This window comes from Streptomyces sp. NPDC101166 (assembly GCF_044768125.1).
Classification (GTDB): domain Bacteria; phylum Actinomycetota; class Actinomycetes; order Streptomycetales; family Streptomycetaceae; genus Streptomyces.
The window spans coordinates 57,084-82,474 of record NZ_JBIWPF010000025.1; the positions used below are offsets into that span (position 1 = coordinate 57,084).

Here is a 25,391-nt window from a genome sequence, read left to right on the forward strand (position 1 = left end):
CGCGGCGAAGGACGCCTCACCGGGCGCGGCGAAGGACGCCTCAGACCACGCGGACGCCCCGGCGCCAGACCTGGGAGGCCAGCGGGACTCCCGGGCGGTAGGCCAGGTGGACGTGGCTGGGGGCGTCGAGGAGGACGAGGTCGGCGTAGGCGCCGGGGGTGAGGCGGCCCACGTCCGTACGGCGCAGCGCCGCCGCTCCGCCGGCCGTGGCCGACCAGAGGGCCTCGTCGGGGGTCATCCGCATGTCCCGCACGGCGAGCGCGATGCAGAAGGGGACGGACGAGGTGAACGACGAGCCCGGGTTGCAGTCCGTGGAGAGGGCCACGGTGACGCCGGCGTCCAGGAGGCGGCGGGCGTCCGGCCAGGCGGCGCGGGTGGAGAACTCGGCGCCGGGCAGGAGCGTGGCGACGGTGTCGCCGTCGGCGAGCGCGTCCACGTCGGCGTCGGTCAGATGGGTGCAGTGGTCGGCGCTGGCCGCGTCGAGCTCGACGGCGAGCTGCACGCCGGGGCCGTAGGTGAGCTGGTTGGCGTGGACGCGGGGGTGCAGTCCCCTGGCCTTGCCGGCGGTGAGGATCGCGCGGGCCTGGTCGCCGTCGAAGGCCCCCTTCTCGCAGAACACGTCGATCCAGCGGGCGTGCGGGGCGCACGCGTCGAGCATCTCGCCGGTGACGAGGGCGACGTAGGCGGCCGGGTCGTCGGCGTGCTCGGGGGAGACGACGTGGGCGCCGAGGTAGGTGACCTCGTCGGTGTGGCGGGCGGCCAGGCGCAGGGCGCGGGCCTCGTCCTCGACGGTCAGGCCGTAGCCCGACTTCGTCTCGAAGGTCGTCGTGCCCTGGCGGAGCGCCTCGGCGAGATGGCGGGTGAGGTTCGCCTCCAGTTCCGCGTCGGTGGCGGCGCGGGTGGCGGCGACGGTGGTGCGGATGCCGCCGGCCGTGTAGGGGCGGCCCGACATGCGGGCGTTGAACTCCTCGGTGCGGTCGCCCGCGAAGACGAGGTGGGAGTGGGAGTCCACGAAGCCGGGGATCACCGCCCGCCCGCCGGCGTCGACCCGATTGTCAGTGGCGGGTGCTTTGCTTGATTCACCGGTCCACACGACACGGTCGCCTTCGATGACGACGGCCGCGTCCTGGATCAGTCCGAGGGGAGAGCTGTCACTCAGGGAGGGGTCGTTGGTGACCAGGGCGGCGATGTTGGTGATGAGCGTGCTCGCGGTGCTCGCGGAGTGGGCGGGGCTGACGGTCGTCGCGTTGCTCATGGCGTCCTTGCTGGCCTGGTCGGCGGTGGGATGGGGGTCGGGGGCGGAAGCGGATCGCGGGAGCGGCCGGCGGGGCGTCATCCGCGCAGGGCTGCGACGGCGTCCGCGAGGGCCCGCGGCACATCCGGCACAAGACGGTGCACCCCGTCGCGCACGATGTGCCGCCCCGCCACGACCGTGTGCGTCACATCCGCTGCCGACGCGGCGAATACGGCCGTCTCGGCCCCGAGTCGCGGAAGCGGCCCTGCCGTCCTGACCGAGTCCAGGGCGATCGTCGTGAAGTCGGCCGCCGCGCCCGCTGCCAGCGTGCCCGCGTCGTCGCGGCCCAGGGCGGCGTGACCGTCGGCTGAGGCGGCGCGCAGCAGGGCGGCGGCGGTCCAGTGGCCCCGGGTCCGGGTGCGAAGGCGCTCGTTCAGCTCCATCGCGCGGGCCTCTTCGAGCAGGTCGATCACGGCGTGGCTGTCGGAGCCGAGGGAGAGCGGCGAGCCCGCTTTCTGCAGGGCGGCGGCCGGGCCGATGCCGTCGGCGAGGTCCCGTTCGGTGGTCGGGCACATGCAGGTGCCGGTGCCGGAGCGGCCGAGGAGGGCGATGTCCTCGTCGGTGAGGTGAGTGTTGTGGACACCGGTGGTGCGTCGGCCGAGGACGCCGTGCTCGGCGAGGAGCTGGGTCGGCGTGCACCCGTGGGCCTCGCGGCAGGCGTCGTTCTCGGCGGTCTGCTCGGACAGGTGCACGTGCAGCGGGGCCCCGCGTTCCTCGGCCCACCGGGCCACGGTCGCCAGCTGGTCGGCGGGCACGGCCCGTACGGAGTGGACGGCCGCACCGATCCGCGCGTGATCCCGTTCCTTGAGAAGTGAACAGCGTTCGGCCCAGGCGTCCGCACTGCCGTCGCAGAAGCGGAGCTGGTGGGTGTTGGGCGGCTGTCCGAAGCCGGAGGAGAGGTAGACGGTGTCGAGGAGGGTGATGCGGATGCCGGCGTCGGCGGCGGCCTCGATGAGGGCCTCGCCCATCGCGTTCGGGTCGGCGTAGGGGGCGCCGCCGGGGGCGTGGTGCACGTAGTGGAACTCACCGACGGCGGTGATGCCGGCCAGGGCCATCTCCGCGTACACCGCGCGGGCCAGCCGGTGGTAGGTCTCCGGGGTGAGCCGGTCGGCCACGGAGTACATGACCTCGCGCCAGGTCCAGAAGGTGCCGGAGCCGACCTGGACGGTGCCGCGCAGGGCGCGGTGGAAGGCGTGGCTGTGGGCGTTGGCGAGGCCGGGCAGGGTGAGGCCGCGCAGAACCTCCGCGCCGGGGGGCGGGGCGGGGGTGTCGGTGCGGACGGCGGTGATCCGGCCGTCCCGCGTCCACAGGGCGACGCCCGGCTCGACGCGGGTGCCGAGCCAGGCGTGCTCCAGCCAGTACGTCCGTGCCGGCTGCGGGGGTGTCGGCTGTGCGGGGGTCGGCTGTGCGGGGGTCACGTGCGGGCCAGCCCTTCCAGTACGTCGGCGAGTGCGCGCACCCCGGCCACGCAGTCGTCCTCGGCGGCGAACTCGGCCGGGGAGTGCGAGACGCCCGTGGGGTTGCGCACGAACAGCATGGCGGTCGGAATGCTCCCCGACAGGATCCCTGCGTCGTGTCCCGCGCCGGTGCCCAGGACGGGGACCTTGAGGTCGGGCTCCACCTGCTCGCCGAGGATGCGGGCGAGTTCGTCGCGCAGCGCGTGGTCGAACTCGACGACGGGCGTGAACGACTCCCGGACGACGTCGAGGTCGACGCCGTGGGCCGCGGCGTGCTCCCGGGCCGCCTTCTCGACGCCGGCGAGCACCTGGTCCAGGCTCGTCCGGTCGGCGGCGCGGGAGTCGAGCCAGCCGCGCACCAGGGAGGGGACGGCGTTGACCCCGTTGGGCTCCACGGCGATCTTTCCGAAGGTGGCGACGGCCCCGGCGAGCCGCGCCTCGCGCCGGGCGGCGAGCACGGTCTCGGCGTAGGGCAGCATCGGGTCGCGGCGGTCCGCCAGCCGGGTGGTGCCGGCGTGGTTGGCCTCGCCGCGGAAGTCGAAGCGCCAGCGTCCGTGCGGCCAGATGGCGCCGGCGATGCCGACCGGGTCGCCGCTGAGGTCGAGGGCGCGGCCCTGCTCGACGTGGAGCTCGACGAACGCGCCGATGCGGGCGAGCCGCTCCGGGTCAGCTCCGATGGCGTCGGGGTCGTAGCCGGCCGCCTCCATGGCGCGCGGCAGCGTGACGCCGTCGCCGTCGGTCAGCCGATGGGCCTGCTCGACGGTGAGGTGCCCGGCGGCGAGCCGGGAGCCGACGCAGGCGAGCCCGAAGCGGGCGCCCTCCTCGTCGGCGAAGTTGACGACGGCGAGGGGCTTGTCCAGCCGGGCGTTCCTGCCGCGCAGTTCGTCGAGCGCGGCGAAGGAGGACACGACGCCCAGGGGGCCGTCGAAGGCGCCGCCGTCGGGCACGGAGTCGAGGTGGGACCCGGTGACGACGGCGTCCCCGGCGGCGGGGTCGCCCAGCCAGGCCCACTGGTTGCCGTTGCGGTCGAGCTCGTACGTCAGCCCCCGCGCCTCGGCCTGCGCCCGGAACCAGCCCCGGCAGTCGGCGTCGGCGCCGGTCCAGGCGTAACGCCGGTAGCCACCGGACCCGGGGTGCCGCCCGATGGCGGCCAGCTCGCGCCACATCTGCTGAAAGGAGGCCTGGGCGCCTGTCCCGGGGCGGGCGGTCGCGGCCGGGCCCGGGTTCGGCGGCGAGGTCTGCGTCCTCATCTGCGGGTCGCCGCCGCTCACGCGGGCTCACCCTCGCGCATGGGAACCCGCACGTTCCGCTCGTCGGCGACCGACTCCGCGATGTCGTACCCGGCGTCGACATGCCGGATGACGCCCATCCCGGGGTCGTTGGTCAGCACCCGCCGGATCTTCTCGCCGGCGAGCTTCGTGCCGTCGGCCACGGAGACCTGCCCCGCGTGGATGGACCGGCCCATGCCGACGCCGCCGCCGTGGTGGAGGGAGACCCAGGACGCGCCCGACGCCACGTTCACCATGGCGTTCAGCAGCGGCCAGTCGGCGATCGCGTCGGAGCCGTCGAGCATGGCCTCGGTCTCGCGGTAGGGGGAGGCGACGGACCCGCAGTCGAGGTGGTCGCGGCCGATCGCCAGCGGCGCCGCCAGCTCACCGCTCGCGACCATGTCGTTGAAGCGCTCGCCGGCCTTGTCGCGCTCGCCGTAGCCGAGCCAGCAGATACGGGCGGGCAGCCCCTGGAAGTGCACGCGCTCACCGGCGAGCTTGATCCAGCGGGCCAGGGACTCGTTCTCAGGGAAGAGGTCGAGGATCGCCTTGTCGGTCTTGGCGATGTCGGAGGCCTCGCCGGACAGGGCCGCCCAGCGGAAGGGGCCCTTGCCCTCGCAGAACAGCGGGCGGATGTAGGCGGGGACGAAACCGGGGAAGGCGAACGCCCGCTCGTAGCCGGCGAGTCGCGCCTCACCGCGAATGGAGTTGCCGTAGTCGAAGACCTCGGCGCCGGCGTCCTGGAAGCCGACCATCGCCTCGACGTGCCGTGCCATCGACTCCCGCGCGCGGGCGGTGAAGCCGGCCGGGTCCTTGGCGGCGGCGTCGGCCATGTCCTCGAAGGCGATCCCGGTGGGCAGGTAGGCCAGCGGGTCGTGGGCGGAGGTCTGGTCGGTGACGATGTCGATCGGGGCGTCCATGGCGAGGAGTTCCGGGACCAGTTCGGCGGCGTTGCCGAGGACGCCGATGGACAGCGGGCGGCGGGCGTCGCGCGCCTCGACGGCCAGTCGCAGGGCGTGGTCGAGCGAGTCGGCCCGTACGTCGAGGTAGCGGTGCTCGATACGGCGTTCGATGGCCCGGGGGTCGCAGTCGACGCAGATCGCGACGCCGTCGTTCATGGTCACGGCGAGCGGCTGCGCGCCGCCCATGCCGCCGAGGCCGGCGGTGAGGGTGATCGTGCCGGCGAGAGTGCCGCCGAACTTCTTGGCGGCGACGGCGGCGAAGGTCTCGTAGGTGCCCTGGAGGATGCCCTGGGTGCCGATGTAGATCCAGGAACCGGCGGTCATCTGGCCGTACATGGTCAGCCCGAGCTGCTCCAGGCGGCGGAACTCCTCCCAGTTGGCCCAGTCGCCGACGAGGTTGGAGTTGGCGATGAGGACGCGCGGGGCCCACTCGTGGGTCTGCATGACGCCGACGGGGCGACCGGACTGGACGAGCATGGTCTCGTCCTGCTTGAGCGTCCTGAGCGTGCGCACCATCGCGTCGAAGGAGCGCCAGTCGCGGGCCGCCTTGCCGGTGCCGCCGTAGACGACGAGCTTGTCGGGGTGCTCGGCGACCTCGGGGTCGAGGTTGTTCTGCAGCATCCGCAGGGCGGCTTCCTGCTGCCATCCCAGGGCGCTCAGTTCCGTACCGCGGGGCGCTCGTACGGGGCGGGGTCCTGACATGGGTCTGCCTCCTTGCGGATGGGATGGTCCCGGCGGAGTGTTGCTTTGTCTATTCACATCCTGGACGTCTGAATAGGGCTAGTCAACACGTCGGCGGCATGACGGAGCCCCCGAGCCGGGCAGGGCGGGGAACGGAAAGGGGCCGGCCGTGAGGCGGGGAGCTCCGGCGGACGAACCTGGGGGAGCCAGGAGGCACGAAGGCGGGGACTCGGAAAACGGGGGCGCGCAGCGCCACCCCTCACCACCCGGCACACTCCCGCACCCCCCTTGGCGCACGCCCCGGGCGCGGTGTTGAACGGGCGGGGAGAAATCGGGGTCAGTCGACCCACACTAGTCACCGAAGCGCATGTTCCGCTGGAAAATGCCAGAAGACTCCCTCCAAGCGGACACGTTGCGTAGCTTCTTCCTCACTCAGCCGAACCGCAGGCGGGAGGGGAGCCAACGGTGCCCGGAATCGACGAGTGCCTCCTGGAGGCCATGCGCCTGCCCGGAGCCCGGGGGGCCGCGCTGGTCGACTGGACCAGCGGGCTGGCTCTGGGAGCGGTCGGGGAGTTCCCGGGCGGCGACCACGAGGCCGCGGCCGCCGAGGCCGCGGAGGTCGCGCGGCTCACGGCCGAGCAACGGGCGTTCACCCCGGAGACGGACGCGGACGCCGACCCCCCGGTGGAGGACCTGATCATCAGCAACCGGGACAGCTACCACGTCCTCCGGTTCGTACCGACCTCCTTCGACAGCAGTGTGTTCCTGCACGTGTGGCTGGCCCGGCCGGACGGCAATCTCGCCCTGGCCCGGATCCGGCTGGGCGAGATGGCCGGACGGCTGGTGCTGGGATGACGGTCGTGGGCACCACCCCGCCGCCCCGGCTGCCGGTGCGGGACAGAGCGGCGGCCCGCGACCGCGCCGGCGGTGGGGTCTCCCCGATGCTGAACCGGCTCGCGGCCGAGCGCGCCACCGGCGTCCTGGAGCGCGAGCGCGGCGTGATCTACCTCGCCGACGGCTGGGTGGTGCACGCCGAGAGCTCCCACTCCCCCGGCCTTGAGGTGCTGCTGCTGACGCACGGCACGGTCGATCCCGGCGTCTGGCGGGAGGCGGTGGAGCACGCCGACGAGGAGCGGGGCGCCGCCGGACTGCTGCTGGAGGCCGGCCGGATCGGCCGGGGCGCGCTGGAACTGTGCCATCTGGGAGCGCTGTACGACGCGGCGTACTTCGCCCTCGCCCCGAGCAGCACACCGGGCCACTTCCGCTACGGACCCGGCAACTGGTTCGGCGTCCTGCGGCCGGTGCCGGTGGCCGCGGTGGAGCGGGAGACGCTGCGCCGCCGCGAGCTGCTGGACCGGCTGTGGCCCGACCCGCTGCCGGACAGCGCGCCGCTGCTGCCGGCCGAGCCCGTCGCCGCACCGGGGCTCACCGCCCGGCAGCGCGCGGTGCTGGCGCTGGTGGACGGCGTGCGCACCGCGTCGGACATCGCCCGCGAGCTGGGCCGGCAGGCCTTCGCGACGCTGGTGGACGTCCGCCGGCTGGCGGCGGCGGGCCTGCTCACCGCCCAGTTCCCGCCGCCCGTCCCGCTCCCCGCGCCGGGCCTGGCCCTGCCGCGCGTCAACGACCCCGACATCACGTTGCTGAAGAGGCTCAGGGATGCGCTGGAGGCCCTTTGAACGGCAGCGACCGCGCGCCGAGAGGAGCGAGCTGATGGCGGCGGAGCCCGACATCCGCGCCGAGCTGCGGCGGCTGCGGGCCCGGGTGCCGCAGCTGACCGGGGCGCTCGCGGCGGGCGTGGACGGGCTCGTCCTGGCGCACGACACGCCCGGCGTGGAGGCCGAGAGCGTGGCCGCGCTCACCGCCACGGCCCTCGGTGTGGCGGTGCGGATGGCCGACGCGACCGGGCAGGGCGACTTCCGCGAGCTGCTCGTGCGCGGGATGTACGGCTACGTCGCCACCTACGCGGCGGGCAAGAGCGCCGTGCTGACGGTGCTCGCGCAGGACCGTGTCAACGTCGGCCGGCTGCACCTGGAGGCCCGCCGGGCCGGCGTCCGCATCGGGGAGCTGGTCGACGCCGGGCCCCCCGCTCCGACGGGGACGGCGGCGCCCCCGAGGAGCAGGAACCCGCGCCGCCAGACCACCGGACGGCCGGGGCGACCGCCCGGCGACCCCGGCCCGCACAGCCAGCACAGGCAGAACCCAGAGATCACGGACAACGAGGAGATCCACCCATGGCCAACACCGAAACCGCGCTGAAGGAAGCCCTGGCCACCATCGAGGGCGCCAACGGCGTCGCGCTGGTCGACTACACCAGCGGCATGGCGCTGGGCACGCTGGGCGGCGGGAAGACCTTCGACCTCAACGTGGCCGCCGCGGGCAACACCGACGTGGTGCGCGCCAAGATGCGCACCATGGAGCACCTCGGGCTGAAGGCCCAGATCGAGGACATCCTGATCACACTGTCCGACCAGTACCACCTGATCCGGCTGATCAGCGGTCGCGGCGGCAACGGTCTCTTCCTCTACCTGGTACTGGACGCCAAGCGGGCCAACCTGGCGATGGCCCGCCACCAGCTCCGCAAGATCGAGGAGGACCTGGAGGTCTGAGCAGCGCGCAGCGCCTACACGAGTGCCGCGGTGCGGCGGCGGGCTCCACCGGGGGCCGCGTCGCCCGCCGCGATGCCCGTGCTGCGGTAGACCTCGACCGCCTTGCCGGCGGGGCGGCCGCCGTTCGCGGAGAGCCGGTCGACCCGCACCCACAGCAGCACGTCCCCGGCTCGCTCCCGTCGTCCGAGCCAGGCGGCCTTCAGCCGGAGCCCCGCACCGCACCCGGCGAGCAGCAGGCCCCCGGCGGCGGGCACGGCGAACGCGCTGCCCAGGGCGGCGGCGAAGGCGAGCAGCAGCCACCAGCGGTGGCCGCGGCGCCACACCCGTACGGTCACCCCGCGGTCCTGGAGGACGTCGTGCCGGCCCGCGCGGACCGCGCCGCGCGCGAGATCGGCGTACCGCGCGCGCCGCGTCAGCGCCACCACCGCCGCGGCGACGAGGAACAGCGCGGCCCCGGCCAGTACCCCGATCCGCCGGCCCGTGACGCCGGGCGGCAGGACGCCGACGCCGGCCGCGATCGCACCGGCCCACCACAGGGGGCCGGCCCCCGCCCGTACCACCACGGCCACCCGAGCCAGACCCTGAGCTCTGTGATCCCCGCGTGTCACGTCCCGCCTCCTCGTCGCCTCGACGCTCCCGCCCGTCCGAACGCTGGTCGAGCACGGTAGCGAGCGAACGTGAGACGGGCATGAGAACGGCGGCGCCCGTCAGCCCCGCAGGGCGGCTCCCCCGCCGGCGCCCTGGGGCCTCACTCCACGAACAGCCCTCGCGCCGCCGCCTTGGCGTCGAACTCCTCCAGCCGGGCCTGGGCCTCCGGCAGGCCGTCGCACATCGCCTCCAGCAGCACCCGCCCGAGCAGCATCGGCGCGCACGCCGTGTCGAAGGCGAGGCCCGTGCCGACGGCGGCCGGCAGCAGCAGGTCGGAGACCTTGGCGACGGGCGCGAAGGCGGAGTCGGCGACCGTCACCACGGTCAGCCCCGCCTCCTTGGCGTAGGCGAGGGCGTCGACGACCTCGCGGGGGTGGCGGGGCAGCGCGAAGCAGAGCAGGGCGGTGGCGCCCGCGCGTACGGCCGCGTCGACCCGGTCGTGCAGCATGGTGCCGCCCTCGTGCAGCAGCCGTACGTCCGGGTGGACCTTGGCGGCGAAGTACGCGAAGCCGTGGGCCTGGGCGGCTGCGGCCCGCAGGCCGAGCACCGGCAGCGGCCGCGAGGCGGCGAGGAGCCGGCCCGCCCGCTCCACCGGCCTCGGGTCGGCGAGCACCTCCGCGAGATGCCGCAGGTTCTCGATCTCGGCCTCGACCGCCTGCTGGTACTCGTTGTACGGGACGCCGCCCGCGGGTTGTTCGGCGGGCGCGACCTCGCGCAGATGCCGGCGCAGGGCCGGGTAGCCGTCGAAGCCGAGGGCGACCGCGAAGCGGGTGACGGAGGGCTGGCTGACCCCGGCCAGCTCGGCCAGCTCGACGCTGGACAGGAACGGCACGTCGGCGGCGCGCCGCACCATGCTGTGCGCGATGCGCCGCTGGGTCGGGGTCAGCCGGTGCCCCTCGAACAGCGTCTGGAGCCGCCCGGCGGGACTCTCCGCCACACCGCCTCCCGTCGCCCGGTCCGCGCCGCCGCCCTCGCCCATGCCGCTCCCCCTCCGCATCCGGTCGTCTATTCACTCAACCCAAACTCTGCATGACGCTATACAGCCAGGCAAGGCGACGGACGCCGGCAGCCCGCCCCGCCGCGGGTGAAGTGGGGGGCTAACCCCAGTGCCGGCGGCCCGGCGCGTTCCTACCGTGGAGGTATGACCGGACGGGAGACCAGCATGGACGCACAGGACACCGAGCTGAAGAAGGAGCTCGACGCCGCCCTGAAGGCCCGCAGGGAGCTGGGCGAGGAGTACGAGTCGGCGCTGGTGGACTCGTTCCTGGAGAAGGTGGACCAGCGGATCGACGGCGCGGTCGAGCGCCGGGTGCGCCGTCAGTTCGCGGAGCAGCAGGTGGCGACGGCCCGGGGCGGTCGTGCGGCCGAGGAGCGGGACTCCTGGGGTGAGCGTTTCGGCTTCGGCATCGTCTCGCTGGTGCTGGCGATCCCGCTGTCGGCGATCGGCGCGGCCACCGCCCACCTGCCGGGACTGATCGTCACCTGGACGGGCATCGTCGGCGTCAACGCGTTCCAGGCCGCCCGCGTCAGCCCGCACCTGTTCGGCGGACGCCTGCGCGGCCGCTCGCGCGACGGCGACTGGGAGGGCTGAGCGGGCTGGGCCGCAGGCCCGCGGGAAGTGTGCGCGGGGACCGCCGCACCCCCGTACCGGGGGGCGGGACGACGGCGGTCCCCGCGAGGGACGCGGGCCGGGTCGGGCCTCCGCGTCCGTGGCGTCCATGGATGTCCGGGAGCCGCTCCGGAGGTCCTTGACGCCGTTCGGGCGCCGGCCGGTGCGGGGAGCCTCTCCCGGCGCTCAACGCCTGGGAGGTGCCTCCGCCGCCCTGCCGACACCCACCAATGTGCCGGACGCGTGTTAAGCGTGTGCTGCGCGGACGTGACGCGCTCGTACCACTTCCGCGAAGTCCGCCGCTTCGGCGGGTGAACGCGAACGTCCGCTGCGACACCGGCGGTTCACCGGACGTTCGCCGTCACTTGCCGCCCTTGGCCAGGAAGGCCAGCAGGTCCTGGCGGCTGACGACGCCGGTGGGCTTGCCCTCCACGAGGACGATCGCCGCGTCCGCCGAGCCCAGCACGGACATCAGGTCGCCGACCGGCTCACCGGAGCCGACCTGCGGCAGCGGGGCCGACATGTGCTTCTCCAGCGGGTCCTCGAGCGAGGCCTTCTTGCTGAACAGGGCGTCCAGCAGCTCGCGTTCGACGACCGAGCCGACGACCTCGGCGGCCATGACGTCCGGGTGGCCGGCGCCGGGCTTGACGACGGGCATCTGCGAGACGCCGTACTCGCGCAGCACCTCGATGGCCTGACCGACCGTCTCCTCCGGGTGCATGTGCACGAGGGAGGGCATGGCGCCGTGCACCTTGTCGTTGAGGACGTCGGCGACGCGGGCGCTGGGGCCCTCGTCCTCGAGGAAGCCGTAGTCCGCCATCCATTCGTCGTTGAAGATTTTACTGAGGTAGCCGCGGCCGCTGTCGGGCAGCAGGACGACGACCACGTCGTCCGGGCCGAGCCGCTCGGCGACCCGGAGCGCGGCGACGACGGCCATGCCGCAGGAACCGCCGACGAGCAGCCCCTCCTCCTTGGCCAGACGGCGCGTCATCTGGAAGGAGTCCTTGTCGGACACCGGCACGATCTCGTCGGCGACGGTCCGGTCGTAGGCGGTCGGCCAGAAGTCCTCACCGACGCCCTCGACGAGGTACGGCCGTCCCGAGCCGCCCGAGTAGACGGAGCCCTCGGGGTCCGCGCCGACGACCTTGACCTTGCCGTCGCTGGCGTCCTTCAGGTAGCGGCCGGTGCCGGAGATGGTGCCGCCGGTGCCGACGCCGGTCACGAAGTGGGTGATCCGCCCCTCGGTCTGCTCCCACAGCTCCGGGCCGGTGGAGTGGTAGTGCGAGAGCGGATTGTTGGCGTTGGAGTACTGGTCGGGCTTCCACGCGCCCGGCGTCTCGCGCACCAGCCGGTCGGAGACGTTGTAGTACGAGTCCGGGTGCTCGGGGTCGACGGCGGTGGGGCAGACGACGACCTCGGCGCCGTACGCGCGCAGTACGTTGATCTTGTCGGTGCTCACCTTGTCGGGGCACACGAAGATGCACTTGTACCCCTTCTGCTGGGCCACGATGGCCAGCCCCACGCCGGTGTTGCCGCTGGTCGGCTCGACGATGGTCCCCCCGGGCTTGAGCTCTCCGCTCTGCTCGGCCGCCTCGATCATGCGCAGCGCGATGCGGTCCTTCACGGAGCCGCCCGGGTTGAAGTACTCCACCTTGGCCAGGACGGTGGCCTGGATGCCCGTGGTGACGTTGTTGAGCCTGACCAGCGGGGTGTTGCCGACGAGGCTGATCATCGAGTCGTGGAAATGCACCGTTGTCTCCGGTTGCTTGCAAAGACTGTCGTAGTGGTCCCGCCAGCCTAAGGCGTGCTCCGCACGTTCACTCCCCGTCGAGATTGGCCGACGGTCCGTACGGGGCAAGGAGTGGGTGTACGGACACGAGGAGGTGGCGTCGAGGCATGACGAGCATGTCCAGGGCAAGGGTGGCCCGGCGCATCGCGGCCGGCGCGGCCTACGGCGGAGGCGGGATCGGTCTGGCCGGCGCGGCGGTGGTCGGGTTGCTGCTGGCGGAGGCGCAGTTGGCGCGACGCCATGTGAACGGCAACGGAGCGCATCCGCGTGTCCCGCACGCGGACGGCCTGTACGGCAGGGCGTACGCGGTTCCCGGCGAGGAGGCGCTGCGGCTGACGCTGCTCGGCGACTCCACGGCGGCGGGCCAGGGCGTCCACCGGGCGGGGCAGACGCCGGGGGCGCTGCTGGCGTCGGGGCTGGCGGCGGTGGCGGAGCGGCCGGTGAAGCTGCGGAACGTGGCGCTGCCCGGCGCCCAGTCCGACGATCTCGACCGGCAGGTCGCGGCGGTCCTCGGCAACGCGGGCCGGGTGCCCGACGTGTGCGTGATCATGATCGGCGCGAACGACGTCACCCAGCGCATGCCGCCCACCCGTTCGGTACGGCATCTGTCCTCGGCGGTACGGCGGTTGCGCACCGCCGGCGCGGAGGTGGTCGTCGGCACCTGTCCCGACCTGGGCACGATCGAGCCGGTAGGCCAGCCGCTGCGCTGGCTGGCCCGGCGCGCCTCGCGCCAGCTGGCGGCGGCCCAGACGATCGGCGCGATCGAACAGGGCGGGCGCACGGTGTCGCTGGGCGACCTGTTGGGGCCGGAGTTCGAGGCGAACCCGCGCGAGCTGTTCGGACCGGACCACTACCACCCCTCGGCGGAGGGGTACGCCACGGCGGCGATGGCGGTGCTGCCGACGGTCTGCGCGGCCCTGGGGCTGTGGCCGGCGGAGGAGGAGCGGCCGGACGCCTTCCGCCGCGAGGGCTTCCTGCCGGTGGCCCGGGCCGCGGCGGAGGCGGCGGCGGAGGCCGGCACCGAGGTCACGGCGGCGATGCCGACGGGCCCGCGAGGGCCGTGGGCCCTGCTGAAGCGGAGGCGGAGGCGCCGGGTGCCGGAGCCGGAGACGTCACCGTCACCCACCAGCCCGTCCGGCGTTTGAGGACGAGGCCCTTCGGGCCGGTGGGGGTCTGGGGGCGCAGCCCCCGGGGACGTGAACCCCCACCCACCCGCACCCTCTTCGGCTCACCGCCGGAGGCCCAAGCAAGCGCTTAGTAAACTGCGGCCAGGGTCACACCGGCACCCCCGTGACCCAGGCCATACGTACCGGTAACTTCCCAACCAGCCAACCGGTACGAAGAACCCCGCATGCCAATGGAGCCGTGATGCCCGAAGCCGTCATCGTCTCGACCGCCCGCTCCCCCATCGGCCGCGCCGTCAAGGGCTCCCTCAAGGACCTGCGCCCGGACGACCTCACCGCCACGATCATCCAGGCGGCGCTCGCCAAGATCCCCGAGCTGGACCCGAGGGACATCGACGACCTGATGCTCGGCTGCGGCCTCCCCGGCGGCGAGCAGGGCCACAACCTGGGCCGTATCGTCGCCGTGCAGATGGGCATGGACCACCTGCCCGGCTGCACGATCACCCGTTACTGTTCCTCCTCGCTGCAGACCAGCCGCATGGCCCTGCACGCCATCAAGGCCGGCGAGGGCGACGTCTTCATCTCGGCCGGCGTCGAGATGGTCTCCCGCTACGCCAACGGCAGCTCCGACATGCCGGGCACCCACAACCCCCTCTTCGCCGAGGCCGAGGCCCGCACGGAGGCCGTCGCGCAGCAGGAGGGCACCTCCTGGCACGACCCGCGCGAGGACGGCCTGCTGCCCGACCCGTACATCTCGATGGGCCAGACCGCCGAGAACCTCGCCCGCGCCAAGGGCGTCACCCGCCAGGACATGGACGAGTTCGGCGTCCGCTCGCAGAACCTCGCCGAGGAAGCCATCAAGAACGGCTTCTGGGCGCGCGAGATCACCCCGGTGACGCTGCCCGACGGCACGGTCGTCAGCCAGGACGACGGTCCGCGCGCCGGCGTCACCCTCGAAGGCGTCCAGGGCCTGAAGCCGGTGTTCCGCCCCGACGGCCTGGTCACCGCCGGCAACTGCTGCCCCCTCAACGACGGCGCCGCCGCGGTCGTCGTCATGAGCGACACCAAGGCCCGCGAGCTGGGCCTCACCCCGCTCGCCCGCATCGTGTCGACCGGCGTGTCCGGCCTCTCCCCCGAGATCATGGGCCTCGGCCCGGTCGAGGCGTCCCAGCAGGCCCTGCGCCGGGCCGGTCTCACCATCGACGACATCGACCTGGTCGAGATCAACGAGGCGTTCGCCGCCCAGGTGATCCCCTCCTACCGGGACCTCGGCATCGACCTGGACAAGCTGAACGTCAACGGCGGCGCCATCGCCGTCGGCCACCCCTTCGGCATGACGGGCGCCCGCATCACCGGCACGCTCATCAACTCCCTGCAGTTCCACGACAAGCAGTTCGGCCTGGAGACGATGTGCGTCGGCGGCGGCCAGGGCATGGCGATGGTCATCGAGCGCCTCAGCTGAGTCCGTGACGACCTCTGGGTAGCCGCCGAGGCACCCACCGTGAGCCGATGGCCCGGAGTCCGGGAAACCCCCGGATTCCGGGCCGTTCTGTGATCCAATCTCCCCCAGGATGTGACCTATCTCCCTCGACGTAGGGATTCACGCAGCTCAGAGCAGTCCCATCAACGAGCGCCGGGCCAAAGTCCTGTCCGTTTCGTGACGTTACGCACTGACAGCTGGATAGTCCGCCCTTCAAGCTGATGTAGGAAGTCGGGGGTCGACTTGAAACCGGGAGTACGTCAGTGAGCGCCTTGCCGATCGCCTTGCTGGTCACCACGGCCGCCACGGGCGCCGTGGGTGTCGCCGTCCTGCGCACCCTCTTGCAACTGCGCCGGCAGGTCGCGGCCCTGCACGTCCAGCTCGCCGAGAACGGCCGGCACGCCGCCGGGACGCAGGGGCTCGTGCCGGCCGCCCGGACCACGGCGGACACGGACGAGATACGCGCCGCGGTCGCCGAGGCGCTCGCGGAGGAGCGGGAGCGGGAGCTGGCCGAGGCGCGCGCGTTCTGGGCCGCCCAGGAGGCCCGTGACGCCTCCGACGCGCCCTCCCTGCTGGGCCTGCCCGACAGCGAGCTGTTCCTGCCCCGGCAGGCGGACCTCGTGGGTCTGGAGCACCTGGAGCCGGTGAGCGAGTCGAGTGCGGACAACGACGAGTTCGCCGGGGAGTCCGCCGAGCTGGCCGCGGCCCGCCGCCGTCACCCCTCCCACCCGGACTTCGTCCCGGTGCAGTCGCCGGTCGTCGACGACCACGAGCGCACGGTCGCGGCACTGGAGGACCTGGCCGCCTCCCGCACCGAGCTGACCGACGTCCGCCCGGGCCCGCTGGGCACCCTCGACGTCTACGTCTTCGCCGACGGCACCACCCTGTGCATGACCCCGGGCCACCGTGAGACGGCGGACCGCCTCTCCACGGCCCTCGCGGCCGGCGAGACCCCGTTCCTCCTCGGCGGCTCCGGCATCTCCGGCGCGTACACGCTGACCTTCGCCTGCGGCGGGGAGAGCGTCTACATCCTGGCGGACCGGGTCATAGCGAGCCTGTGAAGGCCCTCCCCCTCAGACGCCGGCCCGCTTCTGGGCCTCCTCCACCAGCCGCACCGCCTCCGCGATGTCGTCGGCGTCCGTCAGCGCGACGGCCAGGTCGTGGCCCGCGACGGTGATCTGGTCGGCGGCGGCGAACATGCCGGCGTCGGGCATCTCGCGGGGCTGTGTGCCGGGCTCCTCCACGCGTTGCGTCCAGCGGGCCAACTCCCTGGCCAGCGCCAGCGCCTCCGCGGCGGCGCCCCGCTGGAGTCGGGACTGCGGCGCCGCCCGCAAACGGTCGGCAAAGTGATCCACCGCACGGATCAAAGGCGTCGTATCAACCACGCGGTGAGCGTACAGCGCCACGCCCGGACTGTTGCCAACCGGCGAACGCTCAGGCACGGTGACCTGTAGGACCGGCTTACACCCATGCGTACCGGAGGCGCCGATGTCCCAAGTCTTCTCCGAGGAGACCCATCGCAACCTGCTAGCCCGCATCCCTCACTGCACCGGTCGTGAAGTCGCCGACTGGTTGCGCACCGTCGACGAAGGCCCCGCTCTCCGCTTCGAGGAGAAGGTCAGCTGGCTGCGCTACGAGCACAACCTCTCGTACGGCCACGCCAAGGCGATCATCCATGAGTACGACCTGAGGAGGGCGGCGCGCAAGCTGCTCTGATCAGCGGACCCTCGCACAGAGCCGCAGGGGGCCCGTCCCGGACTGCCCGGGACGGGCCCCCTGCGCGTACGGCCCCCGCGCGTACGCGTCGGACGGTCAGGCCACCCCGGTCTTCCACGCGCTGCACGGGTCCGGCAGCCACGGCGTGTCGTTGCACGCGCGGAAGAGCACGGTGCGCCCCTCGCCGAAGTTGTGGTCGAACTTGCCGCAGTTGCCGGAGCCCTTGTCGATCTGGTGGCGCCAGGTCCGGCTCGACCCGGCGGCGTTCGTGTAGCGGACGTCGGCGTACGGGTTGCCGCTGTCGGTCGCCATGTCGCACACCTTGAAGTAGTCCCCGTAGCTGTGGAACGTCACCTTCACGCCGGCGGCCTCGGCCGTCGCGTCGATGCCCGCGAAGGCGCTGGTGGCGCCCCCGAGGACGAGGGTTGCGGCCGCTGCGGACACCGCGAGAGTCCTTCGACGGAAGTTCATGTCTGCCTCCGGGGCGACTTCGTGGACGGATTCGGCCTCCGTCCCCTGCCACCGAGCCTCGCGAGGCGGTGTTGTGCCCGCCGACACTTGGGCGTCCTCTTTTGCGTTGACTACGTTGCGTAGAGGAATTTCGGTGCGTGTTGCCGTTGGGTGACCAACGGAAAACCAACACTTTTCTCCCCCCGTCGGCAACGTGCCCGGTGCAGCATCTGTTCACAGTCGGCCGGTGTCCGCGATCGGCACCGATGTGGGAGGAAAGAAGATGAAGCTGCACAAGAAGGTCCTGGGCGTGGGCATGGCCACCGTCGCGCTGAGCATCCCGCTCATGGGCACGGCATTCGCCGGCCAGGACGCCCTTTCGTCGACCCATGGCGCCAGTGCGCATTTCATCAACGTCGGTGACAAGTTCGAGGTGTGCGATCTCGCCTTCGACGGGAACACCGCGAAGGTCGAGTACGAGTACGTGCGCAAGGACGGGACGCTGCAGAAGGGATCGCACAGCGCCACGGTCGACAGCGGCAACTGCTCGATGTTCGACCACGACTTCGGCGAGGGCCGCAAGGTGAAGTTCCGCGCGGTCGTCCAGATCCCGTTCTGGCCCGACGTCACGGGCCCCTGGAAGACGGGCATCGCCTAGATCTCGCCGCCAGGAATCCTCAGCGCCCCGTCCGCCACCCGGACGGGGCGCTTTTCGGCGTACCGGACAAATCCGCAAGCGGGGATGCTCCCCACCTCAGATCATCCTCAACGGAAGGTGACGAATGGCCGGATCTGGTTGACAGTTCACCGACAGCCGTGATGTCGTCCGGTGTCGTGATTCGGCACGGGGGATAATCAAAGGCGACCACCATCGACGATCCCCTGAGTTCAGGGGGAACGTTGCACGAGGCATTCTGCGATACCACGCATCACCGGCCCCAGTTTCTCGCGCTCGGCAGTATCGAGATTTCCGCGATGGACAACTGGCACAGTCGACTTCCTTTGAAATCCCGCCAGGTCCTGGCCATTCTTCTGGTGCTCGGCCGCAACGGTATATCACCGGATCGGATTTCCCGCTGCCTGTGGGGGGAGGAGCCGCCGGCCTCCGCGGTGCAGATGGTCCGGTCCCATGTCATGAAACTGCGCGCCGCCCTGGGGCGTGAGCGTGAGTGGATCACCCACAGCCCCTCTGTCGGCTATCGCGTGGAGGCCGGCGACGACGAGATCGACATCGCCCTCTTCGAGCAGCGCATGCGCGAGGGGCGGCGCCTGCTGGCCCTCGGACACTCGTCCGCGGCGGCGCGGACGCTGCGGTCCGCGCTGAGTCTGTGGCGGGGCAGCGAGGCACTGGCCGACGTCCGGTCGGTCCTGGAACTGGAGGCGGAGGCCACGCGCCTGGGCGAGCTGCGCCTCCAGGCCTCGGAGCTGGCGATCGAGGCCCGCCTGTGGGACGGCGGCGCCTGCGAGGTGCTGCCGGAGCTGCTCGGCCTGGTGATCGTGCACCCGCTGCGGGAACGCCTGGTGACGCTGTTACTGCCGGCCCTGGCGGCCGCCGGCCGTCGACTGGAAGCGGCGGACGTGTATCTGCGCACCCGTGAGCGTTTCCTCGACCAGGTCGGCATCGAACCCTCCGCGGAACTCGCCCGGGTCCATCAGGGTGTGCTGCGCGGCGACGAGTGGCCCGACCTGCTGCAACTGCGCACAGCGGTTTCCGACCTTCCCGTGTCGTCCGCTCCGGCCGACGCCCGGGGCCTCATGACCGGCCTCCGATTCGCCTCCTGAGGACAGCCGGCCGGGCCGCACGCGACGAAGCCGGGTCCTCCTCGAGCCCGGCCCCTCACCAACGCGAGGCGCCCCGCCGGAGATTCTCCGGCGGGGCGCCTCATGCGTTCTCAGGGGCGAGTTCGTCAGTCGCTGTTCAGGATCGACAGCAGCCGCAGGAACTCCATGTAGATCCACACCAGCGTCAGCGTGAGACCGAAGGCCGCGAGCCAGGCCTCCTCGCGCGGGGCGCCGTAGGCGACGCCGTCCTCGACCTGCTTGAAGTCCAGGGCGAGGAAGCACGCGCCGAGGATGATGCCGATGACGCCGAAGACGATGCCGAGGGCGCCGCTGCGGAAGCCGAGGCCGTCACCGCCGCCGAAGACGGCGAACAGCATGTTCACGGCCATCAGCAGCACGAAGCCGAGCGCGGCCGCCATCACGAAGCCGTAGAAGCGGCGGTTGACGCGGATCCAGCCCGCCTTGTAGGCCACCAGCACGCCGGCGAAGACCGCCATGGTGCCGAGGACCGCCTGGGCGACGACGCCGTCCGCGATGTACGTGGACACCGCGCTGGAGATCACGCCGAGGAAGACGCCCTCGAAGGCGGCGTAGGACAGGATCAGCGCGGGCGTGGGACGGCGCTTGAAGGACTGGACCAGCGCCAGCACCATCGCCACCAGGCCGGCGCCGACGCCGATGGCGTACGACTTGCCGAGGTTGGCCTCGTCGACGGGCAGCAGCAGCCACGACAGGACGGCGGTGACGACCACCGTGCCGAGGGTCATGGCGGTGCGCGCGACCACGTCGTCCATGGTCATCACGCCGCCGGCGGTGACCGGGGTCTGCGGGGCGCCGTACTGCGCGTCCTGCTGGGCGTACGGGTTCTGCGCGTACGGGTTGCCGGCCGGCTGGGCGTACGGATTGCCCTGCTGCGTACCGCCAGCGGGACCCCCGGCCTGCGGCGCGGCGTTGAAGCCCGCGTAGCCGTTGTCGCGGCTGAACCCCCGTCGCGAGAAGACCGGGTTGTTGCTCCTCATTTCACTCCTCCATGGCCACACAGCGTGGCCTTGGCTCAAGAGTAATAGGTAGGCAAAGGATTGACCCTACTGCTTGGGGAGGATCTTTCCCTCGTCGTGCTGCGCAACACGCTATGTCCCCGCCTGATTCCCGGCATCGCCCGGCGTCATTCATGACCGTTCCGGTACACGTCCGGAACCGGTCGGAGATCACCCACGCGCGCGTGGCCGGCGTCCCGCCGTCGGCGTCACTCGAAGAGGAAGCCGGTGTACGCCTCGGCGAGGTCGGTCTCGGCGGCGCGCGAGGAGGCGAGGCGTTCCAGGCGGGCGAGCTGGAGGCGGTCCTCGAAGGGGTCGGCGCCGGGGGCGCGGTGGAGGAGGGTCGTCATGTCGTAGGAGAAGCGCTCGGCCTGCCAGACGCGACGCAGGCAGGTGGCGGAGTACGCGTCGAGCAGTTCCGCCGATCCGGTGAGCCGCCGGTGGGCCAGGGCGCGCGCGAAGGTGACGACGTCGCCGACGGCCAGGTTGAGGCCCTTCGCGCCGGTCGGCGGCACGATGTGGGCGGCGTCGCCGGCGAGGAAGAGGCGGCCGTGCCGCATGGGCTCGTGGACGTAGGAGCGCATGGGGGTGACCGACTTCTGGGTGATGGGCCCGCGCTCCAGTCGCCAGTCGTCGTCGGTGGCGAAGCGGCGCTCCAGCTCCGCCCAGATCGCGTCGTCGCTCCAGGACCGGGCGTCGGTGTCCTGCGGCACCTGGAGGTAGAGGCGTGAGACGGCGGGGGAGCGCATGGACAACAGGGCGAATCCGCGGTCGTGGCGGGCGTAGACCAGTTCGTCGTGGAAGGGCGGCACGTCGGCGAGGACGCCGAGCCAGCCGAACGGGTACGTCCGTTCGAAGACGCGGCTCGCTCCGGCGGGGACGGCCCGGCGGGACACGCCCCAGAAACCGTCGCAGCCGACGACGTAGTCGCAGACGAGCACGTCCTCGCGGCCCTCGTGCCGAAAGGGGACGCGGGGGCGGTCGGTGCCGGCGCCCTCCACGGCAAGCGCCTCCGCCTCGAAGAGCAGCGGGCCGCCCTCCTTCAGCTGGAGTGCGATGAGGTCCTTGCACACCTCGGTCTGCGCGTAGACGGTCACCGACCGGCCGCCGGTGAGGGCGGGGAAGTCCACCCGGTGGCGCCGCCGGGCGAACCGCAGCTCGATGCCGTCGTGGCGCAGCCCCTCCCGGTCCATGCGCTCACCGGCCCCGGCCGCGCGCAGCACGTCGGTCGTGCCCTGCTCCAGAATCCCGGCGCGCTGCCGCTGCTCGACGTAGGCGCGGTCGCGGCTCTCCAGGACGACGGAGTCGATGCCGGCGACGTGCAGGAGGCGGGCGAGAAGCAGGCCGGCGGGGCCGGCGCCGATGATGCCGACGGTGGTGCGCATCGGGCGTTCCCTTCGACGGGGCGTCGCCGCCACGGGGGGTCGGTGTTCACGCGTTGCAGTCGGTTCGCACAGTGAAGTTTTCTTCACTTATGCTGGACGTGAGTGTGCGCGTGAGGTCGGCCGGTGTCAACGGTTGTGCGCGTGGACGGCCCGTCGGCGGTCGAGGCGGTCAAGGCCTCCATGGAGGATGCAACGACACGAACGTGTCGGCAGGCGTGGGAGATGCCCGGAACCGGACTTGAACCGGTACGCCCGCGAGGGGCAGCGAGGTTTAAGCTCGCCGTGTCTGCATTCCACCATCCGGGCAGGCCATGGGCTCCGCACTGAGGCTCCGACCCTATCGGGACGCACCTCTCTAACACCGGTCCAGCGAACCGATGTTGTCTTATTTTATTGACGTCTGAGGGTGCATCAGCACCGTGAACTGTCCATCCGCACTTGCCAGTAGCGTCCCCCGCGCGCATCGGCCTTGTATGCGGAATGACGGAATTTCACCGTACGAACGAGGGTGCTCCACCGGTTCTTGACGTTTGACCTGTCGGGGTCACGTGTCATCCCCAGGTATGACGCGGCGTGCCCCGGTCCGACCGGAGTCGGCCTTCGGAACCGGAGCAACGGGTGACTACACGGCGGCGGGCCGCCGGGACGATGGTTCACATCCCCCGGCAACGCCTTCGTCCCGACAGGAGCCCCACCCGTGACCACTGCCCCTCTCGCCGACCGGACCACCGACGTGGCCGCACGCGCCACGGACCTGTCGAAGACGTACGGGGAGGGCGAGACCCGGGTGGTCGCCCTGGACCGGGTGTCCGTCGACTTCCGGCGCGCCGAGTTCACCGCGATCATGGGGCCCTCCGGCTCGGGCAAGTCGACGCTCATGCACTGCGTCGCCGGCCTCGACACCTTCTCCTCCGGCTCCGTGCGCATCGGCGACACCGAGCTGGGCTCCCTGAAGGACAAGCACCTCACCAAGCTGCGCCGGGACAAGATCGGCTTCATCTTCCAGGCGTTCAACCTGCTGCCCACGCTCACCGCCCTGGAGAACATCACCCTCCCGATGGACATCGCGGGCCGCAAGCCGGACAAGCAGTGGCTCGACACGGTGATCGAGATGGTGGGCCTGTCCGGACGGCTCGGCCACCGGCCCTCGCAGCTCTCCGGCGGCCAGCAGCAGCGCGTCGCCGTCGCCCGCGCCCTCGCCTCCCGGCCGGAGATCATCTTCGGTGACGAGCCGACCGGAAACCTCGACTCGCGCTCCGGCGCCGAGGTGCTGGGCTTCCTGCGCAACTCGGTGCGCGAGCTGAAGCAGACGGTGGTGATGGTGACCCACGACCCGGTGGCCGCCGCCTACGCAGACCGGGTGGTCTTCCTCGCGGACGGCCGGATCGTCGACGAGGTCCACGGGCCGACCGCGGAGTCGGTGCTGGACCGCATGAAGCGTTTCGACACCAAGGGCCGCACGAGCTGATCGGGCGTCACCCTCCTTGCCAAAGGGCGACTTGATCGCCTCTCGACCTCCGGACCACCTGGACTGAAGACACCCATGTTCCGTACCGCCTTGCGCAATGTCTCCGCGCACAAGGCCCGGCTCCTGATGACCGTGCTCGCCGTGATGCTCGGCGTGGCCTTCGTGTCGGGGACCCTGGTCTTCACCAACACCATCTCCCAGGCGCTCCAGAAGAGCTCCGCCAAGGGATTCGACCACGTCGACGTCGCCGTCACCCCCAGGGTTCCGGAGGACGAGGGCAACACGATCAGCAAACTCCCCGACCTCACCGACGCGTTGCTCGACCGCAGCGCGCACGCGCCGGGCGCCGCCTCCGCCGTCGGCGTCGTACGCGGCTTCACCGCGATCGCCGGCAAGGACGGCAAGCTCGCCGGCGGCGGCTTCCAGTCGGAAGGCGGGAACTACTGGGGCGCGAAGGACGCGCGCTACCCGCTCGCCGAGGGGCGTGCCCCGAAGGGCGGCGGCGAGGTCCTCATCGACTCGGCGACCGCGAAGCGCACCGGGTACGCGGTCGGCGACACCGTACGGCTCTCGGTGAACGGCCCCGTCCTCGCCCCGAAGATCACCGGCGTGTTCACCACCGACGACGGCAACGTCGCGGCCGGCGGCAGCCTCGCCCTCTTCGACACCGCCACCGCGCAGAAGCTGTTCGGCAAGCCCGGCGCCTACCACGAGATCGACGTGACGGCGAAGCCCGGCGTCAGCCAGGCCGCGCTGCGCGCCGCGCTGGACAAGGCGCTGCCCAAGGGCGTCACGGAGACCGCCACCGGCGAGCAACTCGCCGACGACCAGGCGGAGACGATCTCCCGGCAGATGTCCGGCCTCAAGCAGACCCTGCTGGTCTTCGCCGGCATCGCGCTCTTCGTCGGCACGTTCATCATCGCCAACACCTTCACCATGCTGGTCGCCCAGCGCACCAAGGAACTCGCGCTGATGCGCGCGGTCGGCGCCTCCAGGCGGCAGATCACCCGCTCGGTGCTGATCGAGGCGTTCGTGGTGGGTACGGCCGCGGCCGTGACCGGACTGGTCGCCGGCATCGGCATCGGGGCGGGGCTGCGCTCGCTCATCAGCTCGCTCGGCGCCGTCGTTCCGGCCGGACCGCTGGTGGTCTCCCCCTCCACCGTCGGCACGGCCTTCGCGGTGGGCGTCCTGGTCACCATGCTCGCCGCCTGGCTGCCGGGCCGCCGGGCCGCGAAGATCCCGCCGGTCGCGGCGATGAGCAGCATGCACGCCCCGGCCACCGCCAGGTCGCTGGTGCTGCGCAACACGCTGGGCGCGCTGTGCTCCGCCGCGGGCGCCGCCGCCGTCCTGGCCGCGACCACGATGAAGGGCACCGACGGGCAGGCGCCCATGAGTCTCGGCGCGATGCTGCTGGTGATCGGCGTCTTCATCCTGACCCCGCTGCTGTCGCGCCCGCTCGTCGCGGCCGCGGCCCCGGCCCTGCGCGTGTTCGGCGTCTCGGGCAAGCTGGCCCGGCAGAACGCGGTGCGCAACCCGCGCCGCACGGCGGCCACCGCCTCCGCGCTGATGATCGGCCTCACGCTCATCACCGGTATGACGGTCATGGCCGGCAGCCTCCAGAAGTCGATCGACAAGATGGCGTCGGCGGCGATCCGCGCCGACTACGTGGTGTCCATGGCGAACGGCAACGAGCTCTCGCCGGACGTCGAGAAGAAGCTGAAGGGCGTCGACGGCGTCACCGCCACCAGCCCGATGCGCAACGGCTACGCCCGCATCGACGAGGGAGCCGAGTACCTGACCGGCGTCGACGGACGCACGTTCGGCGAGCTGACCGACCTGAAGGTCGAGAGCGGCGCCTTCACGGTCCGCGGCACCCAGGTCGTCGTCGACGGTGTCACCGCCAAGGCGCACGGCTGGAAGGCCGGTTCGGACTTCACCGCCCACTACGAGGACGGCAAGCCGCAGCGGCTGACCGTCGCCGGCGTCTACGAGGGCAACGAGATGATCCAGGGCATCATCCTCGACAGCTCCGTGCTCTCCCCGCACCTGAGCGACCCGGCCGACATGCAGGTCTTCGTGAAGACCTCGGGCGGCGCCACGGACGCGGCGAAGGACCGGCTGGAGAAGGCCCTCGGCTCCAACCCGGCCGTCAGGGTCCAGGACAAGAAGGACCTGTCCGACGAGATCGCGAAGATGTTCACGCTGATGCTGAACATGGTCTACGGCCTGCTGGCCATGGCCGTGATCGTCGCGGTCATCGGGGTCGTCAACACCCTGGCCATGTCGGTGTTCGAGCGCTCCCAGGAGATCGGCATGCTGCGGGCGATCGGCCTGGACCGCACCGGCATCAAGCGGATGGTCCGGCTGGAGTCCCTGGTGATCTCCCTGTTCGGCGCGGTGCTCGGCATCGGCCTCGGGGTGTTCTTCGGCTGGGCGGCCGGTGAGCTGCTCGGGACGAGCATGGCGACGTACGAACTCGTCCTGCCGTGGGGCCGGATCGCCCTGTTCCTGGTGCTGGCCGCCGCGGTGGGCGTGCTGGCGGCGCTGTGGCCGGCGCGGCGGGCGGCGCGGCTGAACATGCTGGCGGCGATCAAGTCGGAGTGAGCGGTGACTGAGGGACCCCGTCGCGGTGTGC

24 protein-coding genes and 1 tRNA gene are annotated in these 25,391 nt (G+C 72.0%); 13 read left to right on the forward strand and 12 right to left on the reverse strand.

Going from position 1 to position 25,391, the window contains the following annotated elements; all coding sequences use genetic code 11:
* Nucleotides 1–40: 40 nt before the first annotated feature.
* From hutI to hutU, 4 genes are read right to left on the reverse strand one after another with little or no spacing between them, the layout of a single operon-like run.
* Nucleotides 41–1,336: an imidazolonepropionase gene (gene hutI / locus ACIRS4_RS31905; RefSeq protein WP_404202639.1), complete on the reverse strand. Its 1,296-nt coding sequence runs from the start codon at nucleotides 1,334–1,336 to the stop codon at nucleotides 41–43.
* A complete protein-coding gene (locus ACIRS4_RS31910; RefSeq protein WP_404202641.1) occupies nucleotides 1,333–2,712 on the reverse strand; it encodes a formimidoylglutamate deiminase in 1,380 nt (459 codons plus the stop codon). The genes hutI and ACIRS4_RS31910 overlap by 4 nt, the downstream gene beginning before the upstream one ends.
* Nucleotides 2,709–4,001, reverse strand: coding sequence for an allantoate amidohydrolase (locus ACIRS4_RS31915; protein WP_404202691.1), 1,293 nt, complete (start codon nucleotides 3,999–4,001; stop codon nucleotides 2,709–2,711). Before ACIRS4_RS31915 ends, ACIRS4_RS31910 begins: the two co-directional genes overlap by 4 nt.
* A 17-nt stretch (nucleotides 4,002–4,018) precedes the next feature.
* Entirely contained in the window at nucleotides 4,019–5,683 is a 1,665-nt protein-coding gene (gene hutU, locus ACIRS4_RS31920) for a urocanate hydratase (protein WP_404202643.1), read from the reverse strand.
* Nucleotides 5,684–6,127: 444 nt separating this feature from the next.
* Between hutU and ACIRS4_RS31925 the strand changes: the two genes are divergently transcribed.
* The 4 genes from ACIRS4_RS31925 to ACIRS4_RS31940 are packed head-to-tail and all read left to right on the forward strand — an operon-like array spanning nucleotide 6,128 to nucleotide 8,268.
* Complete coding sequence (locus ACIRS4_RS31925; protein WP_130442484.1) at nucleotides 6,128–6,517, forward strand: hypothetical protein; 390 nt, start codon at nucleotides 6,128–6,130, stop codon at nucleotides 6,515–6,517.
* Nucleotides 6,514–7,338, forward strand: a complete 825-nt coding sequence (locus ACIRS4_RS31930) for a transcriptional regulator (protein WP_404202645.1) — start codon at nucleotides 6,514–6,516, stop codon at nucleotides 7,336–7,338. Before ACIRS4_RS31925 ends, ACIRS4_RS31930 begins: the two co-directional genes overlap by 4 nt.
* Before the next feature lie 34 nt (nucleotides 7,339–7,372).
* On the forward strand, nucleotides 7,373–7,918 hold the full coding sequence (locus ACIRS4_RS31935; RefSeq protein ID WP_404202648.1) for a roadblock/LC7 domain-containing protein: 546 nt from the start codon (nucleotides 7,373–7,375) through the stop codon (nucleotides 7,916–7,918).
* On the forward strand, nucleotides 7,894–8,268 hold the full coding sequence (locus tag ACIRS4_RS31940) for a hypothetical protein (RefSeq protein ID WP_356682719.1): 375 nt from the start codon (nucleotides 7,894–7,896) through the stop codon (nucleotides 8,266–8,268). Before ACIRS4_RS31935 ends, ACIRS4_RS31940 begins: the two co-directional genes overlap by 25 nt.
* Before the next feature lie 14 nt (nucleotides 8,269–8,282).
* On the opposite strand, the gene ACIRS4_RS31945 is transcribed toward ACIRS4_RS31940, so the two are convergent.
* Entirely contained in the window at nucleotides 8,283–8,837 is a 555-nt protein-coding gene (locus ACIRS4_RS31945) for a hypothetical protein (RefSeq protein WP_404202693.1), read from the reverse strand.
* A gap of 179 nt (nucleotides 8,838–9,016) precedes the next feature.
* Nucleotides 9,017–9,895 (reverse strand): MurR/RpiR family transcriptional regulator, encoded by an 879-nt coding sequence (locus tag ACIRS4_RS31950; protein ID WP_404202650.1) that lies wholly within the window; start codon nucleotides 9,893–9,895, stop codon nucleotides 9,017–9,019.
* 183 nt (nucleotides 9,896–10,078) lie between these two features.
* Between ACIRS4_RS31950 and ACIRS4_RS31955 the strand changes: the two genes are divergently transcribed.
* Nucleotides 10,079–10,507 carry a hypothetical protein gene (locus ACIRS4_RS31955; RefSeq protein WP_404202695.1) on the forward strand — a complete coding sequence of 143 codons (429 nt, stop codon included), beginning with the start codon at nucleotides 10,079–10,081 and terminating at the stop codon, nucleotides 10,505–10,507.
* A 379-nt stretch (nucleotides 10,508–10,886) separates the two neighbouring features.
* Here ACIRS4_RS31955 and ACIRS4_RS31960 read toward each other — a convergent pair whose 3' ends face one another.
* Nucleotides 10,887–12,275 carry a cystathionine beta-synthase gene (locus ACIRS4_RS31960; RefSeq protein WP_404202651.1) on the reverse strand — a complete coding sequence of 463 codons (1,389 nt, stop codon included), beginning with the start codon at nucleotides 12,273–12,275 and terminating at the stop codon, nucleotides 10,887–10,889.
* A 146-nt stretch (nucleotides 12,276–12,421) separates the two neighbouring features.
* Here ACIRS4_RS31960 and ACIRS4_RS31965 point away from each other — a divergent pair, with 146 nt between their 5' ends.
* The 3 genes from ACIRS4_RS31965 to ACIRS4_RS31975 all read left to right on the forward strand — a co-directional run bounded on the left by ACIRS4_RS31965 (nucleotide 12,422) and on the right by ACIRS4_RS31975 (nucleotide 15,979).
* Complete coding sequence (locus tag ACIRS4_RS31965; RefSeq protein ID WP_404202653.1) at nucleotides 12,422–13,459, forward strand: SGNH/GDSL hydrolase family protein; 1,038 nt, start codon at nucleotides 12,422–12,424, stop codon at nucleotides 13,457–13,459.
* A gap of 223 nt (nucleotides 13,460–13,682) precedes the next feature.
* Nucleotides 13,683–14,900: an acetyl-CoA C-acetyltransferase gene (locus ACIRS4_RS31970; protein WP_404202655.1), complete on the forward strand. Its 1,218-nt coding sequence runs from the start codon at nucleotides 13,683–13,685 to the stop codon at nucleotides 14,898–14,900.
* Between the two features lie 290 nt (nucleotides 14,901–15,190).
* A complete protein-coding gene (locus ACIRS4_RS31975; RefSeq protein ID WP_404202697.1) occupies nucleotides 15,191–15,979 on the forward strand; it encodes a hypothetical protein in 789 nt (262 codons plus the stop codon).
* A gap of 12 nt (nucleotides 15,980–15,991) precedes the next feature.
* Here ACIRS4_RS31975 and ACIRS4_RS31980 read toward each other — a convergent pair whose 3' ends face one another.
* Nucleotides 15,992–16,273 (reverse strand): hypothetical protein, encoded by a 282-nt coding sequence (locus ACIRS4_RS31980; protein WP_130442467.1) that lies wholly within the window; start codon nucleotides 16,271–16,273, stop codon nucleotides 15,992–15,994.
* Between the two features lie 133 nt (nucleotides 16,274–16,406).
* On the opposite strand from ACIRS4_RS31980, the gene ACIRS4_RS31985 reads away from it, so the two are divergent.
* A complete protein-coding gene (locus ACIRS4_RS31985; RefSeq protein WP_130442465.1) occupies nucleotides 16,407–16,634 on the forward strand; it encodes a DUF4287 domain-containing protein in 228 nt (75 codons plus the stop codon).
* Between the two features lie 96 nt (nucleotides 16,635–16,730).
* On the opposite strand, the gene ACIRS4_RS31990 is transcribed toward ACIRS4_RS31985, so the two are convergent.
* Complete coding sequence (locus tag ACIRS4_RS31990; protein WP_404202657.1) at nucleotides 16,731–17,105, reverse strand: hypothetical protein; 375 nt, start codon at nucleotides 17,103–17,105, stop codon at nucleotides 16,731–16,733.
* A 226-nt stretch (nucleotides 17,106–17,331) separates the two neighbouring features.
* Between ACIRS4_RS31990 and ACIRS4_RS31995 the strand changes: the two genes are divergently transcribed.
* Both ACIRS4_RS31995 and ACIRS4_RS32000 read left to right on the forward strand, forming a co-directional pair.
* Entirely contained in the window at nucleotides 17,332–17,742 is a 411-nt protein-coding gene (locus tag ACIRS4_RS31995) for a hypothetical protein (RefSeq protein ID WP_404202661.1), read from the forward strand.
* 242 nt (nucleotides 17,743–17,984) lie between these two features.
* Nucleotides 17,985–18,866 carry a BTAD domain-containing putative transcriptional regulator gene (locus ACIRS4_RS32000; protein WP_404202663.1) on the forward strand — a complete coding sequence of 294 codons (882 nt, stop codon included), beginning with the start codon at nucleotides 17,985–17,987 and terminating at the stop codon, nucleotides 18,864–18,866.
* Nucleotides 18,867–18,991: 125 nt separating this feature from the next.
* Here ACIRS4_RS32000 and ACIRS4_RS32005 read toward each other — a convergent pair whose 3' ends face one another.
* The 3 genes from ACIRS4_RS32005 to ACIRS4_RS32015 all read right to left on the reverse strand — a co-directional run bounded on the left by ACIRS4_RS32005 (nucleotide 18,992) and on the right by ACIRS4_RS32015 (nucleotide 21,594).
* Nucleotides 18,992–19,885 carry a Bax inhibitor-1/YccA family protein gene (locus ACIRS4_RS32005; RefSeq protein ID WP_404202666.1) on the reverse strand — a complete coding sequence of 298 codons (894 nt, stop codon included), beginning with the start codon at nucleotides 19,883–19,885 and terminating at the stop codon, nucleotides 18,992–18,994.
* 227 nt (nucleotides 19,886–20,112) lie between these two features.
* Complete coding sequence (locus ACIRS4_RS32010; protein ID WP_404202668.1) at nucleotides 20,113–21,288, reverse strand: 4-hydroxybenzoate 3-monooxygenase; 1,176 nt, start codon at nucleotides 21,286–21,288, stop codon at nucleotides 20,113–20,115.
* 223 nt (nucleotides 21,289–21,511) lie between these two features.
* Nucleotides 21,512–21,594: transfer RNA gene (locus tag ACIRS4_RS32015), tRNA-Leu, on the reverse strand.
* A gap of 391 nt (nucleotides 21,595–21,985) precedes the next feature.
* On the opposite strand from ACIRS4_RS32015, the gene ACIRS4_RS32020 reads away from it, so the two are divergent.
* Nucleotides 21,986–22,756 carry an ABC transporter ATP-binding protein gene (locus ACIRS4_RS32020; RefSeq protein ID WP_352247752.1) on the forward strand — a complete coding sequence of 257 codons (771 nt, stop codon included), beginning with the start codon at nucleotides 21,986–21,988 and terminating at the stop codon, nucleotides 22,754–22,756.
* 75 nt (nucleotides 22,757–22,831) lie between these two features.
* Nucleotides 22,832–25,360 (forward strand): ABC transporter permease, encoded by a 2,529-nt coding sequence (locus ACIRS4_RS32025; RefSeq protein WP_404202670.1) that lies wholly within the window; start codon nucleotides 22,832–22,834, stop codon nucleotides 25,358–25,360.
* Nucleotides 25,361–25,391: the final 31 nt, after the last annotated feature.

Bases quoted from the DNA above. Each gene is read 5' to 3' on its own strand.
- hutI (WP_404202639.1), bottom strand. From the start codon at position 1,336: ATGACGCCCCGCCGGCCGCTCCCGCGATCCGCTTCCGCCCCCGACCCC.
- ACIRS4_RS31915 (WP_404202691.1), bottom strand. From the start codon at position 4,001: ATGAGGACGCAGACCTCGCCGCCGAACCCGGGCCCGGCCGCGACCGCC.
- hutU (WP_404202643.1), bottom strand. From the start codon at position 5,683: ATGTCAGGACCCCGCCCCGTACGAGCGCCCCGCGGTACGGAACTGAGC.
- ACIRS4_RS31930 (WP_404202645.1), top strand. From the start codon at position 6,514: ATGACGGTCGTGGGCACCACCCCGCCGCCCCGGCTGCCGGTGCGGGAC.
- ACIRS4_RS31935 (WP_404202648.1), top strand. From the start codon at position 7,373: ATGGCGGCGGAGCCCGACATCCGCGCCGAGCTGCGGCGGCTGCGGGCC.
- ACIRS4_RS31940 (WP_356682719.1), top strand. From the start codon at position 7,894: ATGGCCAACACCGAAACCGCGCTGAAGGAAGCCCTGGCCACCATCGAG.
- ACIRS4_RS31950 (WP_404202650.1), bottom strand. From the start codon at position 9,895: ATGGGCGAGGGCGGCGGCGCGGACCGGGCGACGGGAGGCGGTGTGGCG.
- ACIRS4_RS31955 (WP_404202695.1), top strand. From the start codon at position 10,079: ATGGACGCACAGGACACCGAGCTGAAGAAGGAGCTCGACGCCGCCCTG.
- ACIRS4_RS31965 (WP_404202653.1), top strand. From the start codon at position 12,422: ATGACGAGCATGTCCAGGGCAAGGGTGGCCCGGCGCATCGCGGCCGGC.
- ACIRS4_RS31970 (WP_404202655.1), top strand. From the start codon at position 13,683: ATGCCCGAAGCCGTCATCGTCTCGACCGCCCGCTCCCCCATCGGCCGC.
- ACIRS4_RS31985 (WP_130442465.1), top strand. From the start codon at position 16,407: ATGTCCCAAGTCTTCTCCGAGGAGACCCATCGCAACCTGCTAGCCCGC.
- ACIRS4_RS31990 (WP_404202657.1), bottom strand. From the start codon at position 17,105: ATGAACTTCCGTCGAAGGACTCTCGCGGTGTCCGCAGCGGCCGCAACC.
- ACIRS4_RS32005 (WP_404202666.1), bottom strand. From the start codon at position 19,885: ATGAGGAGCAACAACCCGGTCTTCTCGCGACGGGGGTTCAGCCGCGAC.
- ACIRS4_RS32010 (WP_404202668.1), bottom strand. From the start codon at position 21,288: ATGCGCACCACCGTCGGCATCATCGGCGCCGGCCCCGCCGGCCTGCTT.
- ACIRS4_RS32025 (WP_404202670.1), top strand. From the start codon at position 22,832: ATGTTCCGTACCGCCTTGCGCAATGTCTCCGCGCACAAGGCCCGGCTC.